Genomic DNA, 20,909 nt, shown 5'->3' with positions numbered 1-20,909 from the left:
ATGCTTGGAGAATTAATCAATCCCTACTACCTACAAGTCGGTTCCTTTATTTTGATCAATATTATTCTTGGCTTAAGCATATACGTTACTCTTTCTTCCGGACAGCTCTCTTTAGGAAATGCTGGGTTTATGGGAATCGGAGCCTATACATCTGCTATATTGACTATCCATTATGATGTTCCTATTATTCTTGGTATCATTGCTGGTGCTGTCGTTGCCGGGATCGTCGGCATTTTGATTGGAATACCGTCTCTTAGGTTAACAGGTGTTTACTTGGCGATTGCCACTTTGGGATTTGGAGAGGTCATCCGAGTATTCTTTGTAAACTGGGAATCTGTTACGAATGGAGCCATCGGAATTTCCGGTATTCCGCAAATCGGCAGAGAGTTATTCCGGATTTTTCGAGAGGCTGGATTTGACCCGAGTACCCTCGGCTTAAGAAATAATCAATTTGTTTATTTACTTGTCCTCATCATTTTGTTAGTTATTAACCTTTTCCTTATTTGTTTTTTGATCAGACAAAATAAATCCCGTGTGGGACGGGCCTTCGCGTCGATCAAAATGGATGAAAAAGCTGCCGAAGCCATGGGAATCAATATTACCTATTATAAAGTTTTATCCTTTGCTCAAGGCGCTGTTCTGTCAGGCTTTGCCGGAGCGTTATTTGCTCATGTCATGGGATTCATCAGTCCGGCTGACTTCTCCTATCACCGCGCTGTGGAAATCCTGATTTTTGCCATATTTGGCGGCAGTGACGTCATTTGGGGAGCCGTATTTGGAGCGACTTTTATGACAATCATGCCTGAGGCGCTAAGATTTATTAGCGAGTACCGGTACATCATTTATGGTCTTATCCTGATTTTCATGATGGCATTCCGTCCGCAAGGATTGATTGATGTATCCACCATGCAATGGTTTAAAAAGTCAAAAAAGGGGGCCGCTCATGGTACTGGAAATCAAAAACATATCTAAAAACTTTGGCGGCATCTCCGCTTTAACCGATGTTACTTTTTCCATTCATGAAGGAGAAATCTATGGGCTCATTGGTCCAAACGGCGCTGGGAAAACAACGATGTTTAATGTGATTACCAACATGTTTCCCCCTTCTTCTGGAGAGATTAGCTTTATTGGTGAAAGTATAACAGGGCTCAAACCCTACAAAATTACCGATAAGGGGATTTGCCGCACCTTTCAAAATATCCGCCTTTTCTCGCAAATGACCGCTTTAGAAAATGTATTGGTTGGCGGGCATTCCCGCAGTAAGTCAGGAGTATTGAGCGGCGTCTTTCAGACAAAGTCTCAGCGCCTGGAAGAAGAAAGGCTGCACCAAACTGCAAAAGAACTTCTGGAGCTGGTAGGTTTATCCCCTTATAAAGATGTGGATGCTGAAAACCTAGCCTATGGTCAGCAAAGAAGACTTGAGATTGCTAGAGCGTTAGCAAGTCATCCGAAGCTATTATTGTTGGATGAGCCAGCTGCAGGAATGAATGAAACCGAAACAGAGGAGTTATTTGATTTAATTAAAAAAGTCCAACAAAGAGGGATTACTGTTCTTTTAATTGAACATGACATGCCTCTTGTCATGAAGCTGTGCGACCGAATTACCGTTTTAAACTTTGGGAAGAAACTAGCTGAGGGCACACCTGAGGAAATTCAAAACAATCAAGCTGTTATTGAAGCCTACCTCGGAAAAGAGGAGGAAGACGATATTGCTTAAAGTATCAGGAATTGAGACCTTTTATGGAAAAATTCAGGCACTAAAAGGAGTAAGTCTTGAAGTGGAACAAGGCAAGATTGTAACCATTCTTGGTGCCAATGGAGCAGGAAAAACAACGACCATGAAAACCATCGCCGGTTTATTAAAGCCAAAGAATGGATCCGTGGAGTTTTTAGGAGAAGATGTGACAGGTTTTAGGCCGGACCAGCTTCTTAGAAAGGGGATTGCGCTTGTACCGGAGGGACGAGCGATCCTATCGAGTATGACGGTGATGGAAAACCTGGAAATGGGAGCTTACCATCGAAACGATAAAGAGATTGGAAAAGATATTGAAGATGTCATGAAACACTTTCCGATATTAAAAGAAAGACAGAACCAGTTGGGAGGTACCCTTTCAGGCGGGCAGCAGCAGATGCTGGCGATCGCAAGGGCACTACTTTCACGGCCAAAACTATTACTTTTAGATGAGCCATCTATGGGACTTGCTCCTTTAATTGTAGCGGATATATTTAAGATTATAAGAGAAATAAAAGATGCTGGCACAACCGTGCTCCTCGTTGAACAAAACGCCAAGCAAGCTCTGAGAGTCGCTGACTATGGTTACGTATTGGAAACAGGAAAAGTAATTATCAGCGGAAAAGCAGAAACTTTACTAGAAGATCCTCGAATTGTGGAAGCCTATCTTGGAAAAAGATCGGGTTAGGGACCTGGGGACGGTTCTTACAGGGGACAATCGGAAGTTTTGCCCACAAAAAGGCACAACTAGTGGATTTTTAGCTAGTTGTGCCTTTAATCTTTCTTATGGCGTTCCCTTTGAAGAGTCTGTCCTTTTTTGAAAAGGGGAAGCTCTTCTTCCAAAGATTAACTAGGCACGAGCCTTACTTTCTTCAATAGATTTTTCTATTGCCATTTCAGCATGATCTTTCCCCCAAATGATGATGAGGAGCGTAGCCAATAATCCAAGTATCCCAACAAAATAAAATCCTGCTTTAATTCCCATAAGCGAATTAAAGATCCCTGCAAAAAATGGCCCTGCAAAGATGCCGACAGCATAAATCGCCTGGTAGGCCCCCATCGCCGTCGCCCTTTTTTCGGGTGCAATTTTATCAATGGCCAATCCCAACAGCAACGGGAATATTAAGCCCAGAGAAAATCCGCTAAAAATCTGTACGGCCAAAAATAATCCTTTACTCTGAACGAACGGAGTCAGTATGGTAAAAACAGAAGCAAAGAAAAAGGCCGTCTTTAGGGCCTTCCATTCTCCCAATAGCGGAACCAGGACTCTCCCCATAAAAAGAGTCGCAATGGCATGAGGGATCATAAACGCAAACACGATCCAAGTTAGCTCACTTTTCGTAAAGCCAATTAGGAGGCCATAGTTGGATGTAAAGCCAAACATCGTTGAAAAAATAATACTATGTGCCAAAATCGATAAGAGAGCCACCTTCAACAATGAAGGTTCTTTGATAACAGCTGCTAATTCCTTCACCTTTAAAGGCTCTCTCTCGATTCCTTCTTTTGATTCATAGATAAACAGGGATAGAATTACACCGAGAATGCTGAAAGATACAGCCAACCAAAATGGAGCTTTCCAACCCCATTCACTTACGATTGACCCACTGAAACTCATGCCTAAAAACTGGGCAAGTACGATAATGAATGAAATACTCCCCATTGCCCGATGTACTTCATGAGCAGCAAAATAACTTGGATATAAAACTGCAAAGGCCACCCATGTTGCTGCTGAAATCCCAGCAAGTGCGCGGGCTGCGAGAATCCAGCCCAAACTATCTGTAAGTAGAAAAATCACACAACTAAACAGGCTGACCAACATGCCAAAAATGATAAACGGTTTCCGCACTTTCTTTACATCAGAAAAGATTCCAATCGGCAGTCGGCATAAAAGCTGCATGATTCCGTAGCTGCTCAATACGATTCCAATGAAAGTATACTTTCCGCCCAGCGATTCCATATAAGGTGAAAAAATAGGAACATAGAGAAATTGCGGAAACCACAATAGAAAGGAAACAACAATAAAAAGATATTTGTTTCTATTTGATCGTAATGTACTCAGGCATACCACCTCCAAGTTAATAAAGTTTAAGAAAAAACCGGGCAAAGATCGCCCGGTTGATTTTATGCTTTATTGCTTGATCTAAACTCTCTAATCTTCTCTTTAACTGTTTCTTTCACAGCTTCCTTACCTGGTGTAAGGATTGCCCGGGCGTCATACACTTCTTTATCGTTCTCTAGAACATTTCGGACAGCTTTCGTCCATGCCTGCAAGCATTCTGTATTCACATTAATTTTGGCATGCCCCAGTTCAATGGCTTGATGGATTTGGTGTAACGGGATGCCTGAACCGCCATGTAATACAAGCGGCACATTGGTTAATTCTGAAATCTCTTTCATCTCAGCGAACCCTAATTTTGGTTCTCCTTGGTAGGGGCCATGTACAGAGCCGAGGGCCGCTGCCAGTGCATCAACTTCTGTTTCTTGTACAAGCCGTAAACATTCCTGTGGATCTGCGTAATTAATACCGCCGATGAGACCGTCTTCGTTACCGCCCACGGTCCCGACCTCCGCTTCAACTGTCACACCATGAAGTCGGGCATAATCCGTCACTTGCTTTGTCATGGCAATGTTTTCTTCAATGGAATAGTGCGAACCGTCAATCATCACGGAAGTATATCCAGCATCAATGGCTTCCTTACATCTTTCCACACTTTTCCCATGATCAAGATGCAGGGCAACTGGTACCGTAATCTTCTTTTCCTCTACAATTCTATTCACCATCGTAGCAATCGTCTTAAATCCGCCTAAATAATCTACTAATCTATCAGATGAAGCGACAATGATAGGAGACCGCTCCTCTTCAGCTGCTTCTAGCATCGCTTCTGCCCATTGAAAGCTGTTGATATTAAATTGCCCCACTGCATATTTTTCTTGTTTCGCTTTCTCAAGCATTTCTTTCATCGGAACTAAACACGATGTTGAGATCATTTCCATCCCACCTCTCTTATCTGAATTTTCAAATTTATTAAGGCGGATCAAATTCAAGTGAATTTGATCCAACCTCATGTTGTTTTAACTTTTTTTAGTATTGTTTTGCAGTTTCTAATTTTTGCTTCCTTAACTCAAATGCCTTTTGGATGCTTTCTTTATCGGATACTTCTGCCACACCGACATTCCACCAGCTATCATAGCCATCTGTCATTGTTTTTGGAAGGACTTTAATATCGATTAGTGTAGAGACTTCCTGCTTCTTGGCATCCTCTAACGCAGCCTTTAATTCTTCAACAGTATTGACGCGGTAGGTTTTTGCACCATATCCTTCAGCCACTTTTGCATAATCAATATTTAAGATTTTATTATCATGGGTTCTAAATTCACAGAAATAACTGCCTCCGCCATGATCCATTTGTAAATTATTGATACATCCAAATCCTGAATTATCAAAGAGGACAACATTGATTTTTTGTCCGTATTGAATAGACGTGATTAATTCAGAATGCAGCAATAGGAAGCTGCCATCACCAACAAGAGAATACACTTCTTTCGTTGGCTCCGCCAATTTTACCCCTAATGCACCGGAGACTTCATACCCCATGCAAGAGTATCCGTACTCGACATTGTACGTATTTGGTTCAGACGTATTCCAAATCCGCTGTACGTCACCTGGAAGGGAACCAGCTGCGGTGATGATCACGCTATCAGGTGAAATCGTCTCATTCACAGCTAGTAATGCGGTCGTCTGAGCAAGCTCTGTGTTAAGTGCGTCCGCATATTCATTTAGTACTTCTTGCGAAAAATGATTTTTTACTTCCGGAAGGAAATTTTCACGTTGGAATGTTACATGACTCAAACGGTCGCGTTCAGCATTCCATTCCGCTTTCAATTCAGCAATTTCACTGCCAAAATCACTTTCATATCCTTCTAATAATGGAGCCAATTGCTCTAATGTTGTTTTTGCATCTGCGACAACTTGGAAGGCATCCATTTTATATGCTTGCAGACGGCTGACATTGATGTTTAAAAACTTGGTTCGGTCAAAGTCAAAGGCCGTTTTGGAAGAAGTCGCAAAATCGGTATATCGTGTACCAATTCCAATAAATAAATCGGCTTGACGTGCTGCTTTATTGGCTGCCAGTGTACCAGTAATCCCCATTCCACCTAGATTATTTTTGAAATCAGATTCTATTGTAGCTTTACCGGCTTGTGTTTCTACTAATGGGATATTATGTTTTTCCGAAAGCGAGACCAAAATCTCACGTGCTTGGGAGTATTTTGCGCCACCGCCAACTAATATGACCGGTTTTTTGCTTGCACGAATCCGTTCAGCAGCTCCCTTAAGTTCCCGCTCAACTGGTGCTTTACGATCCACATAATGGACGCGTTTTTCAAAGAATTTTTCATCATAGTCAAACGCTTCCCCTTCTACATCTTGCGCAATACAAATCGTTGCCGGACCAGCTTTTCCCTGGTCAGTCATCACTTCAAAGGCACGAAGCAAACTTGGCATTAACTGTTCAGGCCGTGTAATCCGATCCCAATATCTAGAGACTGGTTTTAATGCATCATTTGTCGTTACAGCCAAGCTGTATTCCTGTTCTACTTGTTGTAAAACGGGATCAGGCTGTCTGGATGCAAAGGTATCACCCGGGATAAACAATACAGGGATGTTATTAGCCAAAGCTGTTCCAGCCGCTGCGGCCAAGTTCGCTGACCCTGGCCCAACAGAAGTTGTTACGGCATAAATTTTTTGTCGAAGCATCTGTTTACTGTAGGCGATGGCTGCATGTGCCATCCCCTGTTCATTTTTGCCTTGAATCACTTTTAAATGGCCTGAGTATTGCTCAAGTGCCTGCCCGATTCCTAAAACATTTCCATGTCCAAATACATTAAAGATTCCTTCAACAAATGGAAATTCTTTTCCGTCCACATGGATATATTGTTGATTTAAAAATTTAATTAATGCTTGCGCCGTTGTTAATCTAATTTTCCCCATGGCTATTCTCACCTCAAACTGTTTGTTCAGCTTTTTCTGATCTTTCCGCAATCAACTGTTCAATTTCAGATACGGTTGGCATCGCTTCTGAAGAACTGTGTTTACTTACCACAATGGCTGCAGAGGCACTGCCGAATTTAAGAGCGGTTTCAATATCCTTGCCTGTGATTAAAGCGTATAAGAAGGCAGATGCGTAAGAGTCGCCTGCACCAAACGTTTTTAATACTTTTGTTAAGTAAGCGCGGCCTCTAAAGGTTTCTCCTGACTTTGCATAGGCATAGGAACCTTCTACACCATGTTTGATCACAACTAATTCTGGAGAATGCTTAAACAACTGTTCGATGGTTGCTGCGTTGCTGCCTTCAGTCACATTTTCCATGACATCAAATTCGTCGCGTGTACCAACAACAACATCTGACTGCTGTGCTACTAATGTATAATAAACAGATGTTTCTTCAGGAGATGTCCATGTATATCCGCGATAGTCTAATTCGAATACTACTTTTACATCATTTTTCTTTGCTAACTGAATCGCTTTTAACACCGCTTCACGAGAAGGGCTTTTGGCAAGAGCGGTTCCAGAAACAAGCAGAACTTTTGCTCTTTTAATATAATTTTCATCTACTTCTGAAGGCTGTAAATAAAGATCAGCCACTTCATCACGGTACATGAGAATGCTGCACTCTTCCGGACTTTTAATCTCTGTAAAAGCCAAGCCTGTCTTATGACCTTCTTGATCCACCACCATGTTGGATGTATCCACACCCACACCGCTCATATATTGCTCAATAAATCGGCCATGCTGATCATCGGCAAGTTTCCCAATGAATCCTGCTTTTAATCCAAGCTTTGATGAACCGATGGCGATATTTGCTGGTGAACCGCCTACATACTTTTTAAATGTCATCGTTTCTTCCATTGGACGATTGTATTCCACTGCGTTCAAGTCCATGCAAGCACGGCCGATGGCAATAAGATCGAACTCTCTATCAGAATGAAATTGAATTTTCATGATTAAAGCCACTCCTTTATTTTCGGTTTAGAATCCATTCATGGGCAGGTTCGTTGTAGAATTTCCAGATACGTGTTGGTCCTGCCATTACATTTAAATAATAGGACTCATAACCATCAGGCACACCAACTGGGTGGTATCCAGCCGGTACCAATACAACATCACCATTCTCTACTGCCATGGTTTCATCAAGTGAACGGTCATCTGTATAGACGCGTTGGAAGACAAATCCTTGCCGCGGGTTCATTTCATGATAGTAGCTTTCTTCTAAAAAAGATTCATCCGGCAAATTATCTTGATCATGTTTATGCGGCGGATAGCTTGACCAGTTTCCGCTTTCTGTGAATACCTCTACAACTAGCAAGCTATTTGCAGACGGATCTGAATCAGGTAAGATATTATGCACTAAACGCTTATTGCTGTATTTTCCTCTATTTTCAATTCCATTCTCTTCAGCCTTTATTAACTTTGTTGGGAGTTGATTGTTCGAAGGAGAGTAGCAAAGAGCCACACGAGCTTGTGTAACACCCTCTACCTCAAAAGAACGATCATTTGAAACATAGACACTGTCGGTTGGTCTCTTTTCGAAAACGCTTTCCCTTGTGCCAATATTCTCAAATACTTCTCCGCCAGCCGACACATTTATTTTTCCTGTTAGGGCAACGATGCAGCATTCCACTTTGCTTAAGTCTTCTGTATACTTAGCACCTGGGGCTAAATCTACTACTTTAAAACCAACATATTCTAACGGGGAGTTTTCACTAGTTACTTCCTGAACGATGGTAACTCCTGGTGACGTTTCTTTTTGATTGGGCTTTCGGAGCAATTTACTCAACTTGTAATCCTCTCCTATCTATGTAATAGCTATTATCCTGACCGTAGAGGACAGGATAATAGCATTTTATGTTGCTATCACTTATTCGAATTTTGGTGTTTTATAATTAGCCGTAACAACTTTTTTATGCGTATAGAATTCAACCCCGTCTTTTCCGTTGGCAGGTAATGTTCCATAGAAGGAAGATTTCCATCCTGAGAACGGAAAGAAAGCGATTGGAGCTGGAACACCTAAGTTAACTCCCAGCATTCCTGCATCGATATTTTCACGGAAGTAACGAATCGAAGATGCATTTGAAGTATAGATACATGCACCATTTGCAAACTCAGATTTATTGGCTGTTTCAACCGCTTCTTTTAGATGTTTAACACGAACGATGGAAAGGACTGGTGCGAAAATTTCATCTTTCCAAATGGTCATATCAGTTGTCACATCGTCGAAAATCGTTGGTCCGACAAAATATCCTTCTTCAGGGGCATTTTCACGGCCATCACATACAAGTTTAGCACCTTCATCAATACCTGTTTGAATATATCCTAATGTACGCTGCTGATTTTGTTCGCGAATAACTGGTCCTAAGAATACACCCTCATCAAGGCCATGTCCGATTTTGATCTCTTTTGCTTTCTCGACTAATTTCTCAAGAAATTCATCTGCAATTCCTTCTTCAACTGTTACAACAGCGCAAGCCATGCAACGTTCGCCAGCAGAACCAAACGCTGAAGATATAACGTTAGTTGTGGCAAGTTCTAAATCTGCATCGTTTAATACGATGGAATGGTTTTTCGCACCTGTTAAGGCTTGAACACGTTTTAAATTTTGGCTTCCGCGCTTATAAACATATTCTCCAACTGGCTTTGAACCTACGAATGAAATGGCTTTTACTTCTGGGTGGTCTAACAGTCCGTTTACTACATCATGTGCACCATGAACCACATTAAATACGCCCTTAGGAAGACCAGCTTCTTCTAATAGTTCTGCTAATCTATTAGCCAATAATGGTGTTCTTTCAGATGGTTTAAGAACAAAGGTATTTCCAACGGCAATGGCGGTTGGGAACATCCAGCATGGTACCATCATTGGGAAGTTAAATGGTGTAATTCCGCCAACAACACCGATTGGATAACGATAATTTGTGACCTCAACATCTGTTGCAATTGTTGAAAGTGAATCTCCCATCATCAGTGTAGGAGCACCTGATGCAAATTCCACATTTTCAATTCCGCGCCCTACTTCCCCAAGTGCTTCTGTAAGATTCTTACCATTTTCTATTGTAATGATTTTAGCCAATTCTTGCTTGTTTTTTTCTAATAGCTGCTGGAAGTTGAACAGGACTTTCGTACGTTTTAGCACGGGTACATTTTTCCAGCTTTCAAATGCTTTTGCTGCTACTTCTATGGCATAATCAATTTCTTCTTTTGTTGAAAGGGGAACCTGGGCAATGACTTCTTTTTTCGCAGGATCGTACACATCTTCGAATTGAGTCGCTTTACTTTCAAGCCATTCACCATTTATGTAATTTTTTAGTTTCTTTACCTGTGTTAATACTTTAGACATCTTATTTCCTCCTTTAGAAAAACTTCTTATCATTTTTTGAGTAATTTTTAACTTCGAAACAATCTAGACTCTAGTTAACTGGTAAGATACTTTTAATTTTTTGTTATTTGTTGGTTATGTTTTGGTTATCTTTGATTACATCTTAATACTATAAACGCTTTCAGTCAACTATTTTTTAATATTTTTTTAGTATCGAATTAACATAATTTCGGCCTAGGCTCCTTACAATTTACCAGTTAAAAACTGTGCTTCTCCAAATCCAAAGCTCCAGTCAGATGCACCATTAGTAACAATAGAAACCATAATATCATTTGGGGCAATTCCACAGCTTACACCAAGCTCTTGTACCAAGAGTTTATAAAAGGATTTCTTTTGCTGATCACTTCTTTGGGTACTTGTTACACTCACAATGACTAAATCATGGCTCCTCTCGAATCCTAATCCAGTATCTTCAATGATTAATTCATTGACAGGATGTTGGTTTATTATTTGGTAACGATCTCTTTCAGGTACGCCAAAAGCCTTTACAACGGCTCGGTGGGAAGCATCTAATAATTGTTTTAAAGCTTTATCATCCCGGCCCTGTATTAAATCAAAGCGAATTAACGGCATATTTCTCTCCCCCTATTAAAAGTAGGATTTCAACCAACTTATCAACTCACTATCAAATATTGAGTATATTTTGGTTAAGTTATGATTATATCATAGTGTTAATTCAGGCTGTCGTCAATACTTATTCAGCCATTTGGAAGAAAAGTTTTTGGAACTACGAGAATTCATTGACTAGCTTTAGGAATTTGCTAAAAGAGATAGAATCTAAAAAAGCCTTTCCTCATCAAACACTGAGGAAAGGCTTTTGTTTTATGAGATTTTTCGACCCAGACTAGAGTTTCTAGTATATTCTAAAACGCTACTTGCGCACGATTAAATATATAATCCTTCTCTAATGGATTTCAACGTTACCTCATTGGACCACTCTGGTTTATCAGGAAACGCGAATACTGAATTTGTTACAATTCCATCAAATTTCATTTCTCTTAATTTCCGATATAAGGCATCAAAGTTTACTTCCCCTTGACCAGGATTCAAATGTTGATGGATGGTTACGTTTGCATCAGGCGGATTAATGATATAACGTAATCCAAATGCCGCTTTATGATTAAGCGTATCAGCAATTAGGACATGTGCGAGTAAATCTCCTGCTTCATCTAAGTGTTTGGCAACATCACCAATACCATCATCATAAAAGAAAGCATGTGCTACTGAATATACCAACTTAATCCAATCCTTATCAAGTGCACGAATCATTTGAATTGCTTCCGTGTTCAACTCAATAAAATCATGGGGATGAGATTGTAAATTTAGTTTAATACCTTCTTGTTCAAAGATCGGCATTAGCTCGTCCATTGATTTTACAAAAGCAGCTTCACTTTCAACTGGACGGCTTTTGTCGCCGGCAAATTCGCTGTTCATTAAATCAACTCCTAATTCAGAAGTGATTTCAATACAACGTTTCCAATTCCTTACTGCAGCCTGGCGTACTTCTTCGTTTGGCGAAGACCATTGTTGAACAGGAAGCACGGAAGAGATTTGAACGCCGGCATCTGAACAATATCTTTTCAAATCTTTTATCAGCTGCTTATCAACCTTTGGATATTGATTAAACCAAATAAAATCTTTACGCGGAGATAACTCCACCCATTCATACCCTAATCTGGCAACTGCATCGATAGTATCTTTTAAATTGGTGTTGTCACGATAGTGTGACGGATCGTAAGCTAAACGCATTCTCATTTTCCCCTTTCTTTTGTAAGCAACAACATGTCAATTATGTTTTGTATTACTATTAAAAAGTAAATACTCTTTATTACTCTTAATATGTAATGTAATTCTCTACCCATTCCAAAATATTTTTTAGCAAAATATAAATCCCAAAGCGATCTCATGATTGACAACCTTCACATACCCAAAGTTTTTATTATATGTTGGGTAACTTTTGGTTATCTATAAGTACATATTAATACGAAACGTACCTACAATCAATATTTTTTTATTATTTTTTTATGAGAATATGTGAGAACCATTAATATTTACAAAAAATCCCCTTCTTTCGTGGCGTTAGCCACAATTGAAGGGGATTTTGAAAGATTCCACTAGTCTGCCATAACAAGTTGTATGCCATTTTTCTTAGCATATTCTTGATAGGTTTCATTCGGAAGCGCGTCGGTAACAATATAGTCAATTTCATCAAAACCGCAATAGGTCATTAAACCATATTTATCAAATTTATCGTGGTCTACCAATAAATAGACCTCTGCACTTCTATTCACAACGATCTTTTTCAATTCACTTTCTAGGGGGGATGCGTTGGTTACACCATTTGTTAAGGAAATCCCAGTGGAAGCCATAAAGGCTTTCTTAATATTATAATCTTTTAGCAAATCCATATTTCGCGGGTTTACAAATGATTTGGTTTTACGTTCAAGCATACCACCGATTGTGATAACATTTATTTTTTCATATGGAAGTGAATCAACTATAAAATCAATGTTATTTGTAAAAACGGTCACTTGTTTGTCCTTTAAATATACAAGCATTTCAATTGTAGTCGTGCCTGAATCAATAAAAATAAAATCCCCATCTTCCACATAACTTGCTGCCTTTTTTGCAATTAATTCTTTCCGATCCTGGTTACGCACTTGTCTTACTTGGAAAGATTCGAGCTTACTTTGAACGACGGATACCCCGCCATAAACTTTTTTAAGTTCCCCGCGGTCCACCAATTCTTGGACATCGCGTCTGATCGTATTTTTAGATACATTAAAAACTGTAACTAATTCGTCTAATGACGCTGATTGGTGCTCATTAACATATTCTTGAATCTTTTTTAAACGTTTCTCTTTAATCATATCCGTTTCACCCTAGTTTTCTGCATCATAAATTGTTATCGTTTACAATTATAACATATATATTACCAACAACTAACCAAAACCTTGGTTATATTTTTAAAAAATGTAAAGTCATTTATTGGGTCTTTTAATTGGCTATGATTAGTTGTATGCCATTATTCCTAGCGTATTCCTGATAGGAATTACTTGGGAGCTTATCGGTTACTAGATAATCGATCTCAGCTAAACTGCAATAGGTCATTAATCCATATTTATCAAACTTGTCATGGTCTACCAATAAGTAAACCTCGGAACTTCTGTCAACAATTGTCTTTTTCAATTCACTTTCTAGAGGGGATGCATTCGTTACACCGTTTGCTAATGATATACCAGTAGATGCCATAAACGCTTTCTTAATATTGTAATCTTTTAGTAAGTCCAAACTTCGTGGGTTACTAAACGAATTGGTTTTAGGATCAAGCATTCCTCCGATTGAGATGACATTCAAATGTTCAAGTGGAATGGCACGAAGAATAAAATCAATACTATTCGTAAATATGGTCAGCTGTCTTTCCTTTAAAAATTCAAACAATCCGATTGTCGTGGTTCCTGAATCAATGAAAATAATATCGCCATCTTCCACATAACTTGAGGCTCTTTTCACAATTGATTCTTTTTGCCCTTTGTTACGTATCTTTCTATCCTGAAAGGATTCAAGTCTTTTACGCACGGTAGTAACCCCGCCATAAACTTTCTTCAGTTCTCCACGGTCAACTAATTCTTGAATATCTCGTCTAATGGTATTTTTAGATACCTCAAAAACTGTAATCAGTTCATCTAATGACACTGATTGATGCTCAATAACATATTCCTGAATTTTTTTGATACGCTTCTCTTTCATCATTTTAGTTCACCCTAGTTCTGGCTTAATAATACCCATATATCCATTTATTATATAATATAACACAAACATAACCAATACTTAACCAATACTTTATTAGTTTTTTTCAAGTGATTAACTTAATAATTTGTTCTTCCACCAATCGGAATTTAATCGTTCAGGTATATTTTTCTATTTTGTTAATCTACCTAAAAATCAAAAATTCCCCTTCATAATAAAAAAGGGGAATTTCTTTTGGTTCACTTATTAAGTATTAGATCGGATAATTTGTAATATTTCACTACGGGCTCTATAACGATGGGATTGTAATGGCCTTCAATTCGGAGTAAAAAAGATTGGCGCTCCATCAACACTCTTTAGCCATATATGCTCTTTACCATTTAAACCGTCCTTCACCCAGACATCACCTTTAGCTCCCACTCCATGCTTGCGAACCCAAGTAAGATAGGTACCAACAACTTGAGGTACTTCATCAAGTTCATTATTGTTTGGAAATGAGATTTGCTTTTGTTCTTTTGTTTTAATATTGATCTCATACAGTGTGGTGAACATCGTTGGAACGGGCCCTTCTTTCCACACCTTGTTCTCTTTTGCACGAGCGACAATCACCTTTTCCGGTGAGAACCATTCCAAATCAAGGTCTACAAAACCTTTAGGTGTGTATTCCTTTTGCTGCTTGTAAGTTGGCATATCAGCAATCGTCGTTTTCTTATTTTCAACAAAAAATCTTCCTTCTCCTGAAATATAGGCTAGTTGGTTGGCTGATGGAGCCCACTTGAACCAGTTTTTGAAACCTAACATTTTACCAACCGCTTGAAAGTGTTCTCCTTTGGAGGTTAAAACACATAAAGTATTGCTATCCATCGACCAAGACGCGGTTGGAGTTGCTAAAAAGCTAACCCACTTCCCGTCCGCACTCCACTTAAAATAATCAGCATCAATCGCAAACAGCTCAGGTTCTTTTGTTTTTATGGTATAAAAATGCTTCATTTTTTCTTTCACGAGATTGGCATCTAGTGGTATTCGATAAAGCGGAATGGGCCCCCATCCCGTTGGACGTAACTTAGATTGTGAGGCAACGATAAATTCCTTCCCATTCGGAAACCATTCAAAACCGCTAACCCCAAGTGAGACATTTTCAAAACCTTCCGGACGGCCATTCTTTGTTTTCGTAATGTTCAAAATGCCTTGATCATTGTAGGCTAATTGATTTTTGGTTGGAGACCATTTAAAGTCAGATGTTTCGACCCTTACGTAAGGCTGGTAGGTTTCCCTTTCCTTTGTATCATAAATAAACAGATTAGATTTTTCACCCTTTTCATCCCCATCAATAAAACCAATAAACCTGCCATCATATGACCATTTCTGAGAATACACATATCGATTTTTAGTGATTTGTATTTCTTGTTCTCCCTTTTTGATCCAGAGCTGATGATCACGGATAAAAGCAGCAGTGAGCGGAGTTTCTGCACTGACAACCAACGAAAAATTAAGACTGAATAAAATTATTAATAATACAATCCGAAATCCCAAGAGTATCCCTCCTGTTTATATTGTGCCCTGATAGGTACTTGGGATGCTCCTTAACTAACAATCGTGAAATGGTCCAATTTGGAGGATATCTTCCAATTTTAAGAACCCGATCTGATAAATAACCGGAGAAATTCCGCTTAATTCTAAATTATCATAAAAAAAGGCTCAAATAGACGGAGAAATTCCGCCTATGTACTCTAAAAACGTGGAAATGGAAGATCTTTCTTTTCATAAGCGGAAAATCTCCGCTTATTTCCCCCGAAACAATCTCCATTCTAAATATAACCGGAAAATCTCCGCTTATTTTCGCTGGCAAGTCGATTAAGGAAAAGACGTTTTAGTTTAAAAAAACTGATTTTCGAATGATTACCCACTGCCTCGGGAATAATTTATTTATATTTAAAGAAGGTGGGATCCTTTTGATTTTAACAAATCCGATAAGCTCATCAGAGGTAGGAACCCTTTGGCTTACATACCAAGAAAAAACTCTTATTATGAGAATTTTAGAATATTTCATGAAAAAAGCGGATGACGAGGAAGCCAGGAATATTTTAGGGGGCTTATGGCAGGAGTTAAATTACTATGTTATAGAAATTGAGAAAATATTTAGCCAGCAAGGGGTCGTTATTCCGATTGGTTTTAGAAAAGAAGATGTGAATTTAGAAGCGCCCAAATTATTTGACAATGGATTTGACGTGATGTTTTTACGAGTATTAAAAGAAGTAAGCATGGGTATGTACACCATTAACATGAATATGGCATATAACGATGATGTGATAAAGATTTATGAAGGACTTACGACTGTTACCCACAAAATTTATAAGTTAGCCACCCTATATTTACTGGAAAAAGGAATCTTAGCCCTTCCACCAAAAGTGACAATGCCAAAAACAACAGAATTTATTAAGAGTAAAGAATATATGAACGGCTTTAACCCATTTAATTCTAAACGGGCATTAAACGACATTGAACTTGGTGTACTTCATCATGGAATAGAGACTAATAACATTGGAATGCAGCTTATTACAGGATTTGCTCAATGCGCGCAGAACAAAGAAGTTAGAAAATATTTTGAAAAAGGGAAAGAACTTGCAAAAAAACAAGTTAAAATATTCCAAGGCATTCTTTTGGATAATGATATACAGTTTTCGGCCCATTCAGGGGGTACAGTAACAACGTCAAACATTGCCCCATTTTCGGACAAACTAATGATGCATTGTATCGCCTTTCTAAATGGATTTTGCATCGTAGGAAATAGCTTTGGTACATTTTTTACATTAAGAAATGATATCTCCTTAAAATTAGCCCTCCTAGCCAAAGATATCTATTTTTATGGTCAAGAAGGGATTGAAATTATGATCAAGCATAAATGGTTTGAGGAACCACCTCAATCAGAAGACAGAAATCAAATCATAAATAACTCATGAAATTTTGCCAATTCAAATAAAGAGCGTTGCAAATTCTTGCATCGCCCTTTTCACTTCTATACTAGTCTTTTCCTTGCTAGTAAATACCCAAAACCAATAACAAAGACTGTAATTGCAGTAGGAATCAATAACTGTAAATCACGAGTGAGAAATGATACAAATTCGGGTTCCTCGACAATCATTTCTCCTGCAGTCCATGATAAGATTCCAGCGCCTGCATAAGAGATAATCGGGTACTTCTCCATTGCTATTAATATTAACTGGCTTCCAAAGACAACAATTGGAACACTTACAATCACACCGATCACAATACCGCCCAAATTCCCACCAACTGCCCCCGCAATAGCTAGGACATTATCAAGAGACATGACAGCATCTGCAATGATAATTGTTTTGACAGCGGAAAATAAACTTGACCCGCCCTCTTTCAGATGTTCCTCCTCCTCACCAATTAATAATTTAATGGCAATATACACGAGCAGAAGGCCGCCAATAAAGGTAACGAACGGTACGTCAAGCAGGTTAACAATGACTACTGCAAATAGTAACCGTAAAATAATCGCTCCAAAGGTTCCCCAAAAGATTGCTTTCTTTTGCTGTTTCTTTGGAACATTTCGTGACGCCATGGCAATCACAACTGCATTATCTCCACTTAATACAATATTGATTACTATAACTTTCAATAATACTGCAAATGACAAACCAAAAATCTCCAAAATATTCACCTCTGGACAAGTTTAACTTTGTCATTATATTCATTTGATATAAAGAATAGAACACCTAATGTCACAATCGAATATTTTATCTCTTATCTAATTGAGTATAGCTCTCCATCTTTGTAACTGAATAAGCGACAAAGTAAAGAGTTAAAAAAATAATAAAATCATATAAAGTAGACCAATTTTTAGGGTTATAAAAGTCGATTGCATCAAAGAAATTCATTCCTCCAAAAGCACTAATTGCAGCGAATACGACTCCTTTTAACAAGGGATTCATTTTTGGCTTTATTTGTAGAGCAAGCATGATCCCAACTGGTGCTAAAGAGAAGTGATAAGGTAAAAACAGAAAGGGGGCTAGTGGAATGATTACCATTGGATAAGACCACAACCCTAGAGATAAGGCAGCAAGATCTATTGTAAGTGACAATATAATGGTCATTAAGCCTGCTAAAAGAAGGCGTCCTGTGCTATCTTTTTTCCTAAATATAATCCAAACAATCCATGGAATAATAAATAGGGCCACTCCAAACCACCATTGCCATGTTGAGAGAAAATCTTCTTTCAATGTTTTAGCAAATAAAGAACAAACCTCAGTGAGCTGGTTGTAAGCTTTTTCTGATTAAGCGAGCCCTTCCTCAAATGCCATTCAATTACATCTCCTTAAAACATAGTTATTACATTTTTTCTTTTAAACAGTCTTTTATTCACTTAGCCTTTTAAAGAATTTTCATAACCTAAAATTAAAAAGTTCATTAAAAATAACTTATCAATTTCCATTTGTTCTCACCTCTTCCGTATTTTTTACTGACATAGAAATAGATATGCATTTCTTAGGACTTAAACCTTTTAAGGGAAATTGACAAAAATGAGCTAATAAAATGAGGATGGTACATTTGTATGGTTAGAGTGAACAGAAGTAGAAGGTGATTCAGGCTACAATTCACTCCTTGAAAGAATTGACACTATTAATGATTTTTATTCCGATGATTCAATCTAACAATTTTTATTAGTGTGGAACACTTTAAGCAAGAACTAGAAAAGTATTTAAAATACTATAATCACAACGAATCAAGGCAAAATTAAAAGGCATGAGCCCCGTTCAATACCGAGCTCATGCCCAACAAGCTGCCTAACGAAATATTGTGTCTAATAATAAGACCTTTTGTTATAATGTATATTTTTCTAAAGTAGATTTGGCAAACAAATCTTCTATCTTTAATTGGTTCTTGATCATTCCCTGTTCATAGGAATAGGCTACAGCCGCTTCTAAGGTTTGGCGGTTATTTTCTAATCCGTATGGCCAGAAATCCTCTCCCATTAGTTCTCTCGTATTCTCCCATTCGGAAGTGAACCATGGAAGTGTTACTTTTAATGCGGCCGTTTGCTTGAAACCCTCATATACCTTTTGTTTTGCCTGCTCAAAAGCCTTGAATAAATTTTGAGCAACCCATGGATGTTCTGCTAAAATTTCATCTTTTATCGCTACTACATGCATAATAGGAAAAATCCCGGTACGCTTGTAATATTCCTTTTCAACAGCTGGATAATCAGGAAAAAGACGCTGAACATTTGGCGACCCTTCAAGAAAACAAGACGGTGCACGTGGTGCGATAAAAGCATCTATTTCTCCAGATTCGAGCATTTGATTTAAAGTTTGGTTATCATCGATTTGCCTGATGTTAATATTCCAAGGTAGGTCAAGCTTAATCTTCTCGATTCGGCCTGCTGTTTCTTGTCCGCCAATATACCAATTCATGTCGGCTGGATGAACTCCGTAATCATGTTGGAGTATACCACGAATCCAAAGGCAGGCGGTTAACTGATATTCTGGAATCCCAACTCGTTTTCCTTTTAGATCTTCCGGTTTTTTTATACCAGAATTCTTATTGATATAAATGCCGGAATGGCGGAAGAATCGGGACATAAAAACGGGAATCGCCGTGAAATTAGGATAACCGCGATCCTTAGCAACTAAATAAGATGATAAGGATAATTCTGCTACATCAAATTCTTGGTGACGCATCATTCTCCAAAAGGTTTCCTCAACCGGCATATTCAGCCAATTAAGATCAATTCCTTCTACTTGAACAGAACCATTAGTTAGAGCATGGATCCGATCGTAATCCCAACAGGCAAAGCTTAATGATAGTTTAGACATACAGCAACTTCCTCTCTCAATTACTTTATAAAAAATTATATCTTTCATAATGCCTTATGGATGCATGTGTTGGAAACAGGCTGTCCCTTTATACGGCACACTATTTAGCGAAATCATTTGAAAAAATAGGAATTTGTCGTTAAAATAATAATAATAAAAATATTATGAAAATAAAAAGTGAGGGACGAAAAATGTTGTCTTCAGTACATAATGCAATCAGAATTTTACAGACATTTTCGAAGACAGAGACGGAATTAGGAATAACTGAATTGAGTATTCGATTAGGGCTGGCAAAGAGTACTGTTTTCCGGCTTATGAAAACATTAAATGAATCAAATTTAGTCGAAAAAAATCAGGAAACCCAAAAATATCAATTAGGTATCGCTGCATTCGAGCTCGGCTTCACTGTCTATCATTCAATGGAACTACGCAGAGTTTCAGTCACTATCCTTGAAAAGCTAGCAAAGTCTATTAACCGCGTTGTACGGCTTGGTGTATATGATAATGGTGGAGTGGTATACCTTGTTAAGCGAAGTCCCGATGGGGATAATGGAACGAAATCGAAGATCGGTGACCGGATTCCTACACACTGCACTGCAATTGGTAAAATGCTGTTAGCTCACCAAAATGACAAAGAAGTTGAAAGGGTAATTGAAGATGGTTTGACTCAATATACAGATAAAACAATTGTTTCTGCAAACGAATTGAGAGAAAATTTAAACGAAATTAGAAAGAAAGATTTTGCTTTAACAATGGAAGAGTTGAGAAATGGAATCTCCTCTGTAGCAGTACCTGTAAAAAATGACTTAGGAAAAGTAGTAGGCGCGATAAGCATTACCGGTTCTAGATCATTTTTTTATTTAAATCAGATCGAGCAATACGTGCGTGAACTCAGACATTGCAGCAGCCTGATTACAGAACGAATGGGAATGGACTACTATTAATTAATAATAGACTGATAGCAATAATTACATACTTAATTTTCGAGAAATGATTAGTCTAACTAATCATTCTTTCTTTTTATATAAAGTTAACTATAGGTTTTCATTTTTATTTTAGTAAAATGTGGAGTAAGTTGATGAATAACATTCATTGTTAATATTTACAAGTTAACAATAGTGAAAATTTTTTTAAGCTCGTTCCATATATGAGAA

At 38.3% G+C, this 20,909-nt stretch carries 19 protein-coding genes and 1 pseudogene; 6 read left to right on the top strand and 14 right to left on the bottom strand.

Features of this window, described 5'->3' with window-relative positions; genetic code table 11:
- Genes M3610_RS17070 through M3610_RS17060 form a run of 3 tightly spaced genes read left to right on the top strand, consistent with a single transcriptional unit; the run spans window position 1 to window position 2,420 of the window.
- Complete coding sequence (locus M3610_RS17070; RefSeq protein ID WP_251460883.1) at window positions 1–972, top strand: branched-chain amino acid ABC transporter permease; 972 nt, start codon at window positions 1–3, stop codon at window positions 970–972.
- Window positions 944–1,717 (top strand): ABC transporter ATP-binding protein, encoded by a 774-nt coding sequence (locus M3610_RS17065; RefSeq protein WP_251460882.1) that lies wholly within the window; start codon window positions 944–946, stop codon window positions 1,715–1,717. The genes M3610_RS17070 and M3610_RS17065 overlap by 29 nt, the downstream gene beginning before the upstream one ends.
- Window positions 1,710–2,420 (top strand): ABC transporter ATP-binding protein, encoded by a 711-nt coding sequence (locus M3610_RS17060; RefSeq protein ID WP_251460881.1) that lies wholly within the window; start codon window positions 1,710–1,712, stop codon window positions 2,418–2,420. The genes M3610_RS17065 and M3610_RS17060 overlap by 8 nt, the downstream gene beginning before the upstream one ends.
- Before the next feature lie 162 nt (window positions 2,421–2,582).
- On the opposite strand, the gene M3610_RS17055 is transcribed toward M3610_RS17060, so the two are convergent.
- From M3610_RS17055 to M3610_RS17005, 11 genes are all read right to left on the bottom strand, one after another.
- Window positions 2,583–3,791 (bottom strand): MFS transporter, encoded by a 1,209-nt coding sequence (locus M3610_RS17055; RefSeq protein ID WP_251461019.1) that lies wholly within the window; start codon window positions 3,789–3,791, stop codon window positions 2,583–2,585.
- Between the two features lie 62 nt (window positions 3,792–3,853).
- Window positions 3,854–4,720 carry a class II fructose-1,6-bisphosphate aldolase gene (gene fba / locus M3610_RS17050; protein WP_396953654.1) on the bottom strand — a complete coding sequence of 289 codons (867 nt, stop codon included), beginning with the start codon at window positions 4,718–4,720 and terminating at the stop codon, window positions 3,854–3,856.
- A gap of 94 nt (window positions 4,721–4,814) precedes the next feature.
- Entirely contained in the window at window positions 4,815–6,725 is a 1,911-nt protein-coding gene (gene iolD / locus M3610_RS17045) for a 3D-(3,5/4)-trihydroxycyclohexane-1,2-dione acylhydrolase (decyclizing) (RefSeq protein WP_251460879.1), read from the bottom strand.
- A gap of 13 nt (window positions 6,726–6,738) precedes the next feature.
- On the bottom strand, window positions 6,739–7,737 hold the full coding sequence (gene iolC, locus M3610_RS17040; RefSeq protein WP_251460871.1) for a 5-dehydro-2-deoxygluconokinase: 999 nt from the start codon (window positions 7,735–7,737) through the stop codon (window positions 6,739–6,741).
- A gap of 16 nt (window positions 7,738–7,753) precedes the next feature.
- Window positions 7,754–8,572: a 5-deoxy-glucuronate isomerase gene (gene iolB / locus M3610_RS17035; RefSeq protein WP_251460870.1), complete on the bottom strand. Its 819-nt coding sequence runs from the start codon at window positions 8,570–8,572 to the stop codon at window positions 7,754–7,756.
- Between the two features lie 81 nt (window positions 8,573–8,653).
- Window positions 8,654–10,129: a CoA-acylating methylmalonate-semialdehyde dehydrogenase gene (locus tag M3610_RS17030; protein ID WP_251460868.1), complete on the bottom strand. Its 1,476-nt coding sequence runs from the start codon at window positions 10,127–10,129 to the stop codon at window positions 8,654–8,656.
- 222 nt (window positions 10,130–10,351) lie between these two features.
- Window positions 10,352–10,741 (bottom strand): tautomerase family protein, encoded by a 390-nt coding sequence (locus M3610_RS17025; RefSeq protein ID WP_251460866.1) that lies wholly within the window; start codon window positions 10,739–10,741, stop codon window positions 10,352–10,354.
- A 312-nt stretch (window positions 10,742–11,053) separates the two neighbouring features.
- The gene (locus M3610_RS17020; protein WP_251460865.1) at window positions 11,054–11,917 is read right to left on the bottom strand and encodes a sugar phosphate isomerase/epimerase family protein; all 864 of its coding nucleotides are present in this window, start codon (window positions 11,915–11,917) and stop codon (window positions 11,054–11,056) included.
- A gap of 365 nt (window positions 11,918–12,282) precedes the next feature.
- Entirely contained in the window at window positions 12,283–13,038 is a 756-nt protein-coding gene (locus tag M3610_RS17015) for a DeoR/GlpR family DNA-binding transcription regulator (RefSeq protein ID WP_251460863.1), read from the bottom strand.
- Between the two features lie 127 nt (window positions 13,039–13,165).
- The gene (locus M3610_RS17010; protein WP_251460861.1) at window positions 13,166–13,921 is read right to left on the bottom strand and encodes a DeoR/GlpR family DNA-binding transcription regulator; all 756 of its coding nucleotides are present in this window, start codon (window positions 13,919–13,921) and stop codon (window positions 13,166–13,168) included.
- Window positions 13,922–14,233: 312 nt separating this feature from the next.
- Entirely contained in the window at window positions 14,234–15,451 is a 1,218-nt protein-coding gene (locus M3610_RS17005; protein WP_251460859.1) for an eIF2A family protein, read from the bottom strand.
- A 419-nt stretch (window positions 15,452–15,870) separates the two neighbouring features.
- Here M3610_RS17005 and M3610_RS17000 point away from each other — a divergent pair, with 419 nt between their 5' ends.
- Window positions 15,871–16,878: a DUF3231 family protein gene (locus M3610_RS17000; RefSeq protein WP_251460857.1), complete on the top strand. Its 1,008-nt coding sequence runs from the start codon at window positions 15,871–15,873 to the stop codon at window positions 16,876–16,878.
- A 56-nt stretch (window positions 16,879–16,934) separates the two neighbouring features.
- Here the strand turns inward: M3610_RS17000 and M3610_RS16995 are convergent, their stop codons facing one another.
- A complete protein-coding gene (locus M3610_RS16995; RefSeq protein ID WP_251460855.1) occupies window positions 16,935–17,579 on the bottom strand; it encodes a TerC family protein in 645 nt (214 codons plus the stop codon).
- 100 nt (window positions 17,580–17,679) lie between these two features.
- Complete coding sequence (locus M3610_RS16990) at window positions 17,680–18,120, bottom strand: CBO0543 family protein (RefSeq protein WP_251460853.1); 441 nt, start codon at window positions 18,118–18,120, stop codon at window positions 17,680–17,682.
- A gap of 479 nt (window positions 18,121–18,599) precedes the next feature.
- On the opposite strand from M3610_RS16990, the pseudogene M3610_RS16985 reads away from it, so the two are divergent.
- Window positions 18,600–18,730: pseudogene (locus tag M3610_RS16985) on the top strand (IS3 family transposase); the annotation flags it as partial.
- 32 nt (window positions 18,731–18,762) lie between these two features.
- On the opposite strand, the gene M3610_RS16980 reads toward M3610_RS16985, so the two are convergent.
- Window positions 18,763–19,755, bottom strand: a complete 993-nt coding sequence (locus M3610_RS16980; RefSeq protein ID WP_098575953.1) for an ABC transporter substrate-binding protein — start codon at window positions 19,753–19,755, stop codon at window positions 18,763–18,765.
- A 191-nt stretch (window positions 19,756–19,946) separates the two neighbouring features.
- Here M3610_RS16980 and M3610_RS16975 point away from each other — a divergent pair, with 191 nt between their 5' ends.
- Window positions 19,947–20,699, top strand: coding sequence for an IclR family transcriptional regulator (locus M3610_RS16975; RefSeq protein ID WP_180230212.1), 753 nt, complete (start codon window positions 19,947–19,949; stop codon window positions 20,697–20,699).
- The last annotated feature ends 210 nt before the right edge of the window (window positions 20,700–20,909 follow it).

This window comes from Neobacillus sp. MER 74, from assembly GCF_023714155.1.
This window is presented reverse-complemented; position numbering and strand designations above follow the sequence as displayed.